The 13,189-nt window shown below is 54.8% G+C and carries 10 protein-coding genes, 1 tRNA gene and 2 rRNA genes (1 of these 13 cut by a window edge); 5 read left to right on the forward strand and 8 right to left on the reverse strand.

Annotation, left to right across the window (positions count from 1 at the left end):
• Positions 1 to 37: 37 nt before the first annotated feature.
• The 4 genes from panB to BCF46_RS09830 all read left to right on the forward strand — a co-directional run bounded on the left by panB (position 38) and on the right by BCF46_RS09830 (position 3,243).
• On the forward strand, positions 38 to 871 hold the full coding sequence (panB, locus tag BCF46_RS09815) for a 3-methyl-2-oxobutanoate hydroxymethyltransferase (RefSeq protein WP_121023738.1): 834 nt from the start codon (positions 38 to 40) through the stop codon (positions 869 to 871).
• Positions 868 to 1,713: a pantoate--beta-alanine ligase gene (panC, locus tag BCF46_RS09820; protein WP_121023740.1), complete on the forward strand. Its 846-nt coding sequence runs from the start codon at positions 868 to 870 to the stop codon at positions 1,711 to 1,713. The genes panB and panC overlap by 4 nt, the downstream gene beginning before the upstream one ends.
• A 112-nt stretch (positions 1,714 to 1,825) precedes the next feature.
• The gene (locus tag BCF46_RS09825) at positions 1,826 to 2,119 is read left to right on the forward strand and encodes a Dabb family protein (protein ID WP_121023742.1); all 294 of its coding nucleotides are present in this window, start codon (positions 1,826 to 1,828) and stop codon (positions 2,117 to 2,119) included.
• 5 nt (positions 2,120 to 2,124) lie between these two features.
• Entirely contained in the window at positions 2,125 to 3,243 is a 1,119-nt protein-coding gene (locus BCF46_RS09830) for an aminodeoxychorismate synthase component I (protein WP_121023744.1), read from the forward strand.
• Here the strand turns inward: BCF46_RS09830 and BCF46_RS09835 are convergent.
• From BCF46_RS09835 to BCF46_RS09855, 5 genes are all read right to left on the reverse strand, one after another.
• Positions 3,240 to 4,520, reverse strand: a complete 1,281-nt coding sequence (locus BCF46_RS09835; RefSeq protein WP_121023746.1) for an acetylornithine deacetylase/succinyl-diaminopimelate desuccinylase family protein — start codon at positions 4,518 to 4,520, stop codon at positions 3,240 to 3,242. The two genes, BCF46_RS09830 and BCF46_RS09835, sit on opposite strands and share 4 nt — an antisense overlap.
• Before the next feature lie 52 nt (positions 4,521 to 4,572).
• The gene (gene uvrC / locus BCF46_RS09840) at positions 4,573 to 6,462 is read right to left on the reverse strand and encodes an excinuclease ABC subunit UvrC (RefSeq protein WP_121023748.1); all 1,890 of its coding nucleotides are present in this window, start codon (positions 6,460 to 6,462) and stop codon (positions 4,573 to 4,575) included.
• A gap of 307 nt (positions 6,463 to 6,769) precedes the next feature.
• Entirely contained in the window at positions 6,770 to 7,555 is a 786-nt protein-coding gene (locus BCF46_RS09845; protein ID WP_121023750.1) for an SDR family oxidoreductase, read from the reverse strand.
• On the reverse strand, positions 7,556 to 8,503 hold the full coding sequence (locus BCF46_RS09850) for a calcium/sodium antiporter (protein WP_121023752.1): 948 nt from the start codon (positions 8,501 to 8,503) through the stop codon (positions 7,556 to 7,558).
• A gap of 184 nt (positions 8,504 to 8,687) precedes the next feature.
• Positions 8,688 to 9,488, reverse strand: coding sequence for a S49 family peptidase (locus BCF46_RS09855; protein ID WP_121023754.1), 801 nt, complete (start codon positions 9,486 to 9,488; stop codon positions 8,688 to 8,690).
• 72 nt (positions 9,489 to 9,560) lie between these two features.
• Between BCF46_RS09855 and BCF46_RS09860 the strand changes: the two genes are divergently transcribed.
• Positions 9,561 to 9,839, forward strand: a complete 279-nt coding sequence (locus tag BCF46_RS09860) for a hypothetical protein (protein WP_121023755.1) — start codon at positions 9,561 to 9,563, stop codon at positions 9,837 to 9,839.
• Positions 9,840 to 9,936: 97 nt separating this feature from the next.
• Here the strand turns inward: BCF46_RS09860 and BCF46_RS09865 are convergent.
• From BCF46_RS09865 to BCF46_RS09875, 3 genes are all read right to left on the reverse strand, one after another.
• A tRNA-Met gene (locus BCF46_RS09865) sits at positions 9,937 to 10,013 on the reverse strand.
• Positions 10,014 to 10,113: 100 nt separating this feature from the next.
• A 5S ribosomal RNA gene (gene rrf / locus BCF46_RS09870) occupies positions 10,114 to 10,228 on the reverse strand.
• 195 nt (positions 10,229 to 10,423) lie between these two features.
• Positions 10,424 to 13,189: ribosomal RNA gene (locus BCF46_RS09875) — 23S ribosomal RNA — on the reverse strand (it continues 107 nt past the right edge of the window).

Below are 13,189 nucleotides of genomic sequence, written 5' to 3' on the forward strand. Positions count from 1 at the left end.
GCCCTGCGAAATATAATTACTGGAAGGTTCCATTTTCATGAGCGCCACTGCCCGTAAATCCGCCCCAATGCCTCAAGACATCATGGCCCGCAAAGGCGGCACGCCGCTGGTCAGCCTGACAGCCTACACAACGCCAATGGCCGAAATGATGGACGGTATTTGCGATTTCGTGTTGGTGGGTGACAGCGTCGGCATGGTGCTGCACGGGTTGCCCTCCACGGTTGGTGTCACGATGGAGATGATGATCATGCATGGCCAAGCAGTGCGGCGTGGCCTGACCACGTCGATGTTGGTGATCGACATGCCATTCGGGTCATATGAGGAAAGCCGTGAGCAAGCTTTCCGCAATGCCGCACGTTTGATGGCAGAGACGGGTGCCGGGGCGGTAAAGCTAGAAGGTGGGCGTGGCATAGAAAAGACGATCCAGTTTCTCGTATCTCACGGCATTCCGGTGATGGCCCATATCGGGCTAACGCCCCAGTCGGTCAACACGTTGGGCGGCTATAAAGTGCAGGGCCGCGGCAAAGAAGCGAAAGCCTTGATGAAAGATGCGAAAGCCGTGGCTGATGCGGGGGCCTTTGCAGTGGTTCTTGAGAAGGTACCGGCGGTGATGGCTGACAAGATCACCGCGCAAATTGCGATCCCGACGATCGGCATTGGTGCATCTGCAAATTGCGATGGTCAGATATTGGTGGTCGACGACATGCTAGGGCTGTTCACCGCCTTCAAGGCAAAGTTCGTCAAGCGTTTTGCAATGCTGGGTGACGACGCCCGAGAGGCGATCCAAGCCTACGCAGATGAAGTGCAAGCACGCAGCTTCCCAGCGCCTGAACACACATTTGCAGAAGATGTACCGGAGAAAACCAAATGAGCGCACCAATCATTCGTTCGTTGTCCGAATTGCGCACCCTGGTCACCGGTTGGAAAAGCAGCGGTGAAACGGTGGGCGTGGTGCCGACAATGGGCGCTCTGCATCAGGGGCATCTCAGCCTTGTGCAGGCCGCCAAGGAAGGTTGCGACCGCGTGATCATTACGATCTTCATCAACCCCAAACAGTTCAACAACCCCGAGGACTACGAGAACTACCCGCGCACCGAAAATGACGACGCTCGCAAGCTGGCGCCGTTTGGCGTAGATGCGGTTTACGTGCCGGATGGCCCGACTATGTATCCCGAAGGGTTCGCAACCAATGTGTCGGTTGGCGGGCTGACCGATCTGCTGTGTGGCGCGCACCGTCCCGGCCATTTCGATGGTGTCGCCACTGTGGTCAGCAAATTGTTTCTTCAATCTCAAGCGAACCGTGCTTATTTTGGTGAAAAGGATTTTCAGCAATTGCAGGTGGTCACGCGTTTGGCCCGCGATCTGGACATTCCTATCGAGGTTGTCGGCTGCCCCACCATTCGTGAGGAGGACGGACTTGCCATGTCCTCGCGTAATTTGTTGCTATCGGATCGCGCCCGAACATGGGCACCAGAGCTGAACGCCGCGATGGAGGAGATGGCCGACGAGCTGGTGATGGGTGGCAACATTGCCGACCTGCACGCAAAAGCGGTTGCACGAATTGAACGGGCAGGCTTCACCGAAGTCGAATACCTAGACCTGCGCGCGTGCGATACGTTGGAAGAGCTAACCGCCCCTACCCGACCTGCTCGACTTTTGGCCGCCGCTTGGCTGGCTGGCGTCCGCCTGATCGACAACATTGCAGTTGGGTAGTCGGAACCTGCTAAAATATGGCGGATTTTGCCGCATTGCCAATCGAGTAGATTTGCTAGACCCCATCTCAGACTCGTCGACCCGACATATCACGACTACGATAGGACAGAGCTTGACCAACCGAAACTTCATACGCCACGTTGTATTCTTCAGTGCGAAGGACAAAAGCGATGTCGCCCGCATTCGTGACGGGTTGAGCATGCTGCGCGACATCCCGCACTCGCAAACCTTCGAAGTTGTAGAAAACAAGAACGTCGACGCGCTGTCAGGCGAGGTTGACGTTGTGGTCTACGCCGAATTTGAAAGCGACGATGCGCTACGCGCCTATAAAGCACATCAGCTATATCAAGACGCGATCGCCGTTGTTCGTCCGTTGCGCGAACTGCGGATTGCGGCAGACTTCTAGCCGCCGTGACTGCCCCCTTGGTGCGATTTGACCACGGGCCGCTTGGCACTGGCACCACGTTTCAAACTGCGCGTCGCGTAATCTCGGCCACCATTCCAGATGAGGTGCCACGCGCTTTTGCCGCCCTTCAAGATGCACAAGCGCAGGGCCTGTGGCTCGCGGGTTTCGCGTCTTATGAGTTGGGCTACCTCATGTCGCGTAAGCTGCGTGGGTTGCTACCAGATTCGCGCCAAATTCCCCTGCTTCAGTTTGGAGTGTTTGACGCCCCTACATCCCCGCATGGCCTTGCTGACGGGACTGCCGAACTATCGCAACTTCAGCCGTTGTGGGACCGCGCGCGCTATACCCGTGTATTTGAGATTGTGCATGAATTTATCAAGGCCGGAGACGTTTATCAGGCAAACCTGACCTTCCCCATACGCGCGCAGCTGAGCGGCAACCCAGACGTGCTTTATGCCGCCTTATGCGCCCAGCAGAGCGTTCCTTATGGCGCGTTCGTTCAATTGGAGGGGCCAACGCTGCTATCACGCTCGCCCGAATTGTTTTTCTCATTGTCCGCTGATGGCAAGTTGACTGCACGGCCAATGAAAGGCACCGCACGACGTGGCGCAACCGTCAACGAAGACAATGCCCTGCGCGACGCCTTGGCAGCATCCGAGAAGAACCGCGCCGAAAACCTGATGATCGTGGATTTGTTGCGCAACGATCTAAGCCGCATCTCCCAGATTGGCAGCGTTCATGTGCCGGAACTGTTTCAAGTGGAGCGGTATGCAACACTACACCAGATGACCTCACGTATCACTGCGCAAATCAACACCGGCACCAGTATTGCAGAACTGTTTCGAGCACTGTTTCCCTGCGGTTCGATCACTGGGGCACCAAAAATACGTGCCATGGAAATCTTGCGTGATCTCGAGGCTGGCCCGCGGGATGGATACTGTGGCGCGATTGGTTGGATTGCACCAGATGGCGCAATGGAGTTCAACGTGGCGATCCGAACGCTAACGTGCGCCGAAGACGGCGCAGTGACCCTGAACGTTGGGGGCGGGGTGATCTATGACAGCACGGCAGCTGACGAATATGACGAGGCGCTGCTCAAGGCAAAGTTCGCGCAACTGAGTTAATCGCGTGGGTTTAACAAATCCACTAACACCAAAGCCATCACTTTGGCGCTATCGAGCATGTCATCCACGCCAACATACTCATCAGGTTTATGAGCCAGCTCCAGCAGCCCTGGACCGTAGGCTATACAGTTCTGTAGCTTTCCGATGCGGTCGATATGTTTTTGGTCATAAGTGCCCGGCGAAACCACGTATTCCGCCTCCTTACCCAACACGTCCTCGATGGCCTTCGCCACCGACGTCACGACAGGCGAGTCTTTGGGCGCCATCGTCGGCTCCACAGACCAGATTTCGCTGAGGTCATAGCGGAAGTTCTCGCGCTCTGACTTCACCTTCTCAAGGACCGCGCGGACTTCGCCTTCGACCTCTACCTTGCTTTCCTCCATAAGGTAGCGACGGTCGATGATCATCTTGGCGTGATCGGGGACGCAGGCAGAGGGCAGTCCGGTGAAGTCCGCCTCCGGCTCCACCTGCCCACCATGCAACGAGTTGATGTTCATTGTGGACGACCGCGCGCCCACCGGCACCACAGGCATCGCCGTTTTCTTGTTTGCCAAGGCAGGGAACAGACTTTCTTCCATCTCGTGCATCACGGCACCCATATGGCGCACGGCGCAATCACCAAGGAAGGGCATGGAGCCGTGCGCGATTTCCCCGTGGGTTTCGATTTCGGCCCACCAAACGCCGCGGTGGCCCAAGCAAATCCGATCCTTTTGAAGCGGCTCGGGGATGATTACATGCTGGACGTTTTTATAGTGCCCCTGCTCCGCCAGATACGCCACGCCGCCGTAGCCACCGGTTTCCTCGTCAGCGGTGCCGCTGATCTCGATGCTGCCTGCGAAATCGGGGTGTTGCTCGATGAAGGCTTCGACCGCGATGATGGATGCCGCGAGCCCGCCCTTCATATCGCACGTGCCGCGCCCGTAGATTTTGCCGTCTTTAAGCTCACCGCCGAACGGGTTGGTTGTCCAGCCGGCGCCGACCTCAACCACGTCCGTATGGCTGTTGAAATGTACGCAGTCGCCGGCGCGCTTGCCCTCGAATCGCGCGACGATATTCCAGCGTGGGTACTTCTCGCTATCACCCGGCGTGCCGTGCGCGCGGATCAGGTCACAGGTAAAGCCTCGCGCTTTCAACCGCAGCTCCAGATATTCGCAAATCTCTCTGTAGTTTTCACCCGGCGGGTTCAATGTCGGGATGCGCACCAGTTCTTGCGTCAGTGCAATTAGGTCATCGCGTTTGCCGTCGATGCGGCTACTTAATGCTGTCTGAAGTGTCATGCCCACAGGCTAGGTAGAACCGAACGATCTGCCAAGGGCGAGCTGGCGTTCTTTAACCTTTTTCGTGGAAGTGGTCGTAGATTGTCTGCGCCATGGCTTCCGACACGCCCTCGACGCTCATCAAATCAGACAGGTTCGCGCGCGAAACCGCTTTGGCAGAACCGAAATGAAGCAAGAGCGCCTTTTTACGTTTCGGCCCCACGCCTTCGACTTCGTCCAGCGGGTTTTTCAACTGCGACTTGGCACGCTTGGCACGGTGAGTGCCAATAGCAAACCGGTGTGCCTCGTCACGCAGGCGCTGGATGAAATACAATACCGGATCGTTGTGACGCAGCGCGAAAGGCCGCTTGCCGGTGCGGTGGAATTCCTCCTTGCCAGCATCACGGTCGACGCCCTTGGCAACACCAACCATGTCAATGTCCTCGACGTCCATCTCCCTCATGATCTCGCGCACTGCCGACACCTGCCCTGCACCGCCGTCAATCAGCAAAAGATCCGGCCACATGTCAGTCTTCCGATCCGGATCTTCTTTTTGTAGGCGCTTGAAGCGCCGTTGCAGAACTTCCTTCATCATGCCGAAATCATCCCCCGGAACGAGGTCTTCGCCTTTGATGTTGAACTTACGGTATTGGTTGCGCAGAAAACCTTCCTGCCCCGCGACGATCATCCCACCCACAGCGTTTGTTCCTTGAATGTGGGAGTTGTCATAAACTTCGATCCGCTTTGGCGGAGCATCCAGGCCAAAAGCTTCCGCCACACCTTTTAGAAGTTTGGTCTGAGTAGCACTTTCGGACATCTTTCGCGCAAGGCTCTCGCGGGCATTGCGCAGCGCACTGGTGACCAGTTCTTGTTTTTCACCACGTTGCGGCACTAGAATTTCAACCCTGCGGCCGATCTTCTCGCCCAACGCTTGTGCCATCAGATCAGCGTCCTCGATCCCATGCGACAGTATGATTTGGCGAGGTGGCTCTTTGTCGGAATAGAACTGCCCCATGAAAGCTTGCAGAATTTCGGGCTCCGCCGCATCGGCGGTCTTGGGGTAAAAATCGCGGTTGCCCCAGTTCTGATTGGCGCGAATGAAAAAGACCTGAACGCAGGCCTGCCCATGTTCCAGATGGAGTGCGATTATGTCAGCCTCTGCCACAGTTTGCGGGTTGATGCCTTGCGTGGTCTGTACTTGGGTTAACGCGCGAATGCGGTCACGTAGCGCGGCAGCGCGCTCAAACTCCATACCCTCGGAGGCTTGTTGCATTTGCTGTGCCAGATTTTCTTGCATCTCGGTCGACCGGCCCGACAGGAACCTCTGCGCATCGCGAACCAATTTTGAATAATCCGCCTCGCTGACCTTACCTACACATGGCGCGGAACAGCGTTTTATTTGATATTGAAGGCAAGGGCGCGTGCGCGTCTCGAAATCACTGTCCGAACAGTTGCGCAGCAGAAATGCCCGCTGCAACTGGTTCAGAGTCCGGTTCACTGCCCCCGCAGATGCGAAGGGACCGTAGTAATCCCCCTTCTCACGCTTCGCACCCCGGTGTTTTTTGATTTGCGGGAAGGTGTGGGTACTGGTCACCAAAATATTCGGGAAGCTTTTATCGTCACGGAGCAGCACATTGAACTTGGGCTTAAGCTGCTTGATCAGGTTCTGCTCTAGTAGCAGCGCCTCGGTCTCGGTCTTGGTCGTGAGGAACATCATTGATGATGTTTCCGAGATCATCCGCTCGATGCGCGGACTATGACCGTTCGGGTTTGCATAGTTGGAAACCCGCTTTTTCAAAGCCCGCGCCTTGCCCACGTAAAGTACGCGCTGCTGCGCGTCGAGCATCCTGTAGACCCCCGGTGAATTGTCCAGCGTCTTTAGGTAAGACTGCACACACGCGTGCCCCGTTAACGTAGCGGAAGCTTCTTTGGCAACATCTGGGGGTGACTTGGCGTCCGTCATAGTAACTGCGTGATTCCTTACTTTCGCTGCAATGTCGCGCAGATGGGTTCAAGATAAAAGGTTTCCACTGTTCCTGTGGATAACCTTGTGGGGTAAATGGGGTGAGCTAGAAATTATCGTTAGTTTTCGGGCGTCATCCCTAGTTGCACAAAAATTAGGCAGTATTTTATGTCATTGTTTTTAAATGATATTTTTTATCTCACTCGGCAAACATCTGAAAACATTAGGCTTTTGGTAACAGATTCGTGACGCGACCGCTCAAAGTGGACAAGTCAATGCGGCAAGTGCAAAAAACGGGACTTTTCGCCTATTCGACACCTAACACGTCGGGAGTGTGCCAACTCAGGTGTTGGCCACCATCAATGCACAAAAGCTGCCCTGTAAGCGCAGGAGATCTGAGGATGTATTCCATCGCTGCGGTGACATCCTCAGCGTTTGAGCCGCGCCCTAAAATGGTGGCCGCGCGCTGTCGCTCGAAGTGCCCATCAGACTGACGGGCACCCTGCAAGGTCGGGCCAGGCCCTATCGCATTGACGCGTATCGCGGGGGCCAAAGCTTGCGCGCTGGTTTGTGTCAGCGCCCACAATCCCATTTTCGCCAAGGTGTAAGTCATGAACTCAGGTGTGAGCTTCCGAACACGCTGATCAATCATGTTGATGATTGCAGCTTGCGCCATCGGTTCTGCGTTTTGATCCTGAAAAACTTCTGGTGCCTGTCGGGCAAAGGCCTGAGTAAGCAGAAACGGTGTTTGAAAGTTCGACCCCATATGACGATCCCAGCCCTCGCGCGTGGCCGATTGCAGAGTGTCGTACTCAAATATTGAAGCGTTGTTGATCAGTACGGATAGCGGCCCGCCTAACCCCTTTACCGCCGCAGGGACCACCCCCTCGACTGCGTCCATATCCAGAAGATCTGCCTGTAGGGCGACTGCATTGCGGCCCTTGGCCTTGATCAGGTTAGCGGTTTCCTCAGCTGCCTCAGACGAGGAGCCATAGTGAACTGCAACATCAAACCCCATATCGGCGAGCTTAAGCGCCATAGCGCGCCCTAGCCGATCAGCGGCCCCTGTTACCAAAGCACGTCCTTCGATCATTTACACCTCCGTGCTCAGCACGATTACAATGTAGATGACATATAACGTGCAAAGGGCGATGCCCCAACGTTTGCCGAGGTCTTTTTGCCAGAACACGATCGGGATCAGGATAAGCGACGAGGCCAACATCACCCACAAGTCGAAGCGTAGGAAGGCTTCCGGAACAGGAATTGGGCCAACCAAACCGGCGATGCCGATGATAACCAGAAGGTTGAACAGGTTCGATCCAATCACATTACCTAACGCTACATCTGCGTGCTTGCGCATTGCGGCCACCACCGTCGTAGCAAGCTCTGGCAATGACGTACCGACGGCTACAAGTGTCAGGCCGATAACGGTCTCGGATACCCCCATGCGGGTTGCAATGGCGCTGGCGTTTTCTACCAACAGGCTAGCGCCGAGCGGAAGCCCCACGAGTCCAGCAATCAGATATGCCCCAATCTTCCAGCTCGGCATTGTCGGGTCGGCGCCCTCCGGCTCCTCTTCCGCGATTGCCGCGCGGCCGTTCAACGCGTCCCGAAACTGGTCTGTCAGGATCAATGCCATGCCTGCCAGCAGCACCAGCGCATGAACCCATGTGATCGGCCCGAAAAAGCTAACGGCAATGAACAGCAGCGTGGCCGCAATCATCTGGAGGTAGCTTTTCTGCGTTTTAGATTCGCTCGTTGGCAGTCCAGAAAACAGCGCTGGTATCCCCAGAACCAACAACACATTTGCCGTGTTTGACCCAACCACATTGCCCAAGGCCAACCCGGGCACATCGTCTATAACGGCTTGAATGGCGATAAGAAGCTCGGGCGCGGAGGTACCAAAAGCCACAACGGTAAGGCTTACAATCAAGGCAGGAATGCCGAGTCGTAACGACAGATTAACAGCGCCCCGTACAAGTGCGTCACCGGCCAACAGCAGGATAATCAACCCACCGACGGCGCCCAGTATTTCAAGCATCCCCTAGCCCTTTTCTTGGCAAGGACATGGGCCTTTACCTATTTTATAGCTTCCGCATTTGGCGCATTTACGCGCGTCTTTCGCCCCTAGCTTTGGCCCCATTTTTGGGAATTTCAGTTTTCCAAACATGGCCAGCACAGCCATTCCGACTAGAAATAGGGTGACGATTTTAAAAATCATACGATCAAAGCCCGAACTGCGCCCAAAGCGCTTTTTCGTCAAGTTGATCCATCGTGTCCGTCAAAACCCGCGCCCCGAACCGCTGAAACAAGGACCGTTTTGGCCCAAATTTGTTGAACCGAACGTTATCCCCGAAGCGTTCTTTCATCACAGGAACCAAGTGCCCGACCTTATCGGCAAGACCTACGTCGATGGCTTTCTCGCCGACCCAAATCTCGCCCGTGAACAGGTCGCCATCTTCCGACAATTTAGCCGCACGGCGGGATTTGACATGTGCAATAAACGTGTCGTGGATCTGCGCTTGTAGCGCTTTCAACCGCTTGATGTCGGCTGGTCGCTCAGGCCGGAATGGATCAAGCATGGACTTGTCCTTACCGGCTGTATGCACACGACGCTCAACACCTTGGCGTTGCATCAACTCATGGAACCCGAAGCTTGCCGAGATGACCCCTATGGAGCCTACAATCGAGCTTTGGTCGACATAGATATGGTCAGCACTTGCGGCCAGCCAATATCCGCCCGACGCCGCAACATCCTCGACAAAAGCAAAGACCGGGACGTCGTTCTCTTCTGCCAAACGCCGAATGCGCGCCCCGATCAGTGAGCTTTGTACGGGAGAGCCGCCGGGCGAGTTCAGCTGCAAAGCGACCGCAGATGGCTTTCCCTTATTGAAGGCTTTATGCAAAAGCGACGCCAGCCCAGCGTCATTAAGATTGCCACCTCGGCCACCAGCCGCGATCACGCCGCTCATTGCGACCACGTTCACCGTCGGGGGTGACTTCACAAAGGGAATAAAACGTTTCATTCCTAGCCATGTAGAGGCCTGCATGGACCCAAACAAGGGTGATGTCGGAAACGGAGCTGAAGGCGTTGCCTTTTGGCGCAACCGTCACTCTACCGCATTGGGGAACTCGACGTGAAAGTCTCTAACTCCGTCAACACGAAAACGGGGCCCGCCAAACACGGCACCCGGTCGCGATATAGGATCAGCGCCGCGCCATCAACGCATCAGCGTGACGGTCAACCACTGTCCACACCAACCGACGAAATCTGTCGCGACGCTCAACTGTTCAAGCGGCTACTGGCGTTGAAGGATAAATACGTCGTTACCCGAGATCCGCTCGTCGGGTTTGAAGATCATAAGGAGTTTGATTGAACGGGTTGCAGTCCACGTGAAGGGCGCCTTGAGCGCGACGCTCAATACAACACAAGCTGGTGCAATAGAGAGCGTTGACCAATACTATTTTTAGTATTGGTTGCGGGAGTAGGATTTGAACCTACGACCTTCAGGTTATGAGCCTGACGAGCTACCGGGCTGCTCCATCCCGCGCCAATTGTCGCCCTTTCGGGTCGATTTATGCGCTTGCCTCAAGAACTATGTGTAGGAGAGGCGCATCGGTTAGAGAGATACGACTGATGTTGCTTGTTAGGTTTGGCGGTGACCTACTCTCCCACGTCTTAAGACGCAGTACCATCGGCGCGACGGCACTTAACTGCCGAGTTCGGGATGGGATCGGGTGTTTTGCTCGCGCTATGACCACCAAACCAAACAAACAACATCGGTCAAAATACGAAGGTATTATGACTGAGTGGCGAGGTCATGATTGCATCGCAATCGTGACAGCCACCCAGACGTTATTACCACCTAGGTATTCAAACTATTTCCAGACATCCTAGGATGTCCGTAATCCAAGTCACTTACACTTGCGTGTAGCTTTTGAAGTCCAGCTTCTACTGGATCAAATCAAGCCTATCGAACAATTAGTACCAGTCAACTGAACGCGTTGCCGCGCTTACATCTCTGGCCTATCGACGAGGTGGTCTACCTCGGTTCTCAGGGATACCTTGTTTTGAGGGGGGCTTCCCGCTTAGATGCCTTCAGCGGTTATCCTTTCCGAACATAGCTACCCAGCACTGCCATTGGCATGACAACTGGTCCACCAGTGGTTCGTTCACCCCGGTCCTCTCGTACTAGGGGCAACTCCTCTCAAGTATCCTACACCCACGGCAGATAGGGACCGAACTGTCTCACGACGTTCTAAACCCAGCTCACGTACCTCTTTAAACGGCGAACAGCCGTACCCTTGGGACCTGCTCCAGCCCCAGGATGAGATGAGCCGACATCGAGGTGCCAAACGGTGCCGTCGATATGGACTCTTGGGCACCATCAGCCTGTTATCCCCGGCGTACCTTTTATCCGTTGAGCGATGGCCCTTCCACTCGGGACCACCGGATCACTATGACCGACTTTCGTCTCTGCTCGTCTTGTCAGACTCGCAGTCAGGCTGGCTTCTGCCATTGCACTCAACGACCGATTTCCGACCGGTCTGAGCCAACCTTCGCGCGCCTCCGTTACTGTTTAGGAGGCGACCGCCCCAGTCAAACTACCCGCCACACAGGGTCCCGGATCCGGATAACGGACCGCGGTTAGACATCAAGCAGAATAAGGGTGGTATCTCAAAGGAGGCTCCACAGAAACTGGCGTTCCTGCTTCAAAGCCTACCACCTATTCTGCACATATTGTGCCTGATGCCAGTGTGAAGCTGTAGTAAAGGTGCACGGGGTCTTTCCGTCTAACCGCGGGAAGCCTGCATCTTGACAGGCAATTCAATTTCGCTGAGTCGATGTTGGAGACAGCGGGGAAGTCGTTACGCCATTCGTGCAGGTCGGAACTTACCCGACAAGGAATTTCGCTACCTTAGGACCGTTATAGTTACGGCCGCCGTTTACCTGGGCTTCAATTCGGAGCTTGCACTCCTCCTTTTAACCTTCAGGCACCGGGCAGGCGTCAGACCCTATACGTCGTCTTACGACTTCGCAGAGCCCTGTGTTTTTAGTAAACAGTCGCCACCCCCTGGTTTGTGCCCCCAGTCAATACTTGCGTAGAAACTGGGCCTCCTTCTCGCGAACTTACGGAGGTATTTTGCCGAGTTCCTTCAACATCGTTCTCTCAAGCGCCTTGGTATTCTCTACCAGTCCACCTGTGTCGGTTTAGGGTACGATCTTATAGAGGGGCTATTTCCAGGAACCTCTAAGCAGCCCATTCAATCCGATAAGGATGAACTACCTTCGAGATCCGTCACCACCTCATGGCCCAGGAATATTAACCTGGTTCCCATCGACTACGCCTTTCGGCCTCGCCTTAGGGGTCGGCTTACCCTGCTCAGATTAGCTTTAAGCAGGAACCCTTGGACTTTCGGCGACAGGGTCTCTCACCCTGTTTGTCGCTACTCATGTCATCATTCTCGCTAGTGATCTCTCCACCGGATGGCTCACGCCCCGGCTTCACAGAAAACACTCGTGTCTGCGCTACCGCTTCGCTACTTGAGCGCGGAGTTGCCTCCTGGCTCTCGTGACGATGCGATAGAAAAGACAGAGTGTTATGTCACACTACGCTCCGCTACCATGCCTTACGGCATCCTAAGCTTCGGCTCATGGCTTGAGCCCCGTTACATCTTCGCCGCAGGACAACTTAAATTAGACCAGTGAGCTGTTACGCTATCTTTAAAGGATGGCTGCTTCTAAGCCAACCTCCTGGTTGTTTTGGTCGTCCCACCTGCTTTCCCACTTAGCCATGAATTAGGGGCCTTAGCTGTAGGTCAGGGTTGTTTCCCTCTTCACGACGGACGTTAGCACCCGCCGTGTGTCTGCCAGATATTACTCCTCGGTATTCGGAGTTTGGTTAGGATCAGTAAGACGGTGAGTCCCCATTACCCATCCAGTGCTCTACCCCCGAGGGTATTCGTCTGACGCTCTACCTAAATAGATTTCGCGGAGAACCAGCTATCTCCGAGTTTGATTGGCCTTTCACCCCTAGGCACAATTCATCCCGACCTTTTTCAACAGGTGTGGGTTCGGACCTCCAGTTAGTGTTACCTAACCTTCATCCTGATCATGCCTAGATCACTCGGTTTCGGGTCTGATCCATCTAACTCATGCGCCCTATTAAGACTCGCTTTCGCTGCGCCTACACCTAACGGCTTAAGCTTGCTAGATAGACCAAGTCGATGACCCATTATACAAAAGGTACGCTGTCACCCCTCAAGGGGGCTCCAACTGTTTGTAGGCGACCGGTTTCAGAAACTGTTTCACTCCCCTTGTCGGGGTGCTTTTCACCTTTCCCTCACGGTACTGGTTCACTATCGGTCAGTAAGGAGTACTTAGCCTTAGAGGGTGGTCCCCCCATGTTCAGACAGGATTTCACGTGTCCCGCCCTACTTAATACGTCCGATCATGCTTCTTATACGGGACTGTCACCCACTATGGTTGGCCATTCCAGACCATTCTAATCACAATCACAGCTCGGCTGGTCCCCGTTCGCTCGCCGCTACTAGGGGAGTATCTGTTGATTTCCTTTCCTCCGGGTACTTAGATGTTTCAGTTCCCCGGGTTTGCCTTTTTAACCCTATGTATTCAGGTTAAAAATACCTGGTTTACCTCATTATTAGCTACCCCGAAGGGTAATAATAACAAAGTATCAGGTGGGTTGCCCCATTCGGAAATTCG

Origin of the sequence: Litoreibacter meonggei (assembly GCF_003663885.1) — a bacterium.
In the GTDB taxonomy this organism is placed as follows: Bacteria; Pseudomonadota; Alphaproteobacteria; order Rhodobacterales; family Rhodobacteraceae; genus Litoreibacter; species Litoreibacter meonggei.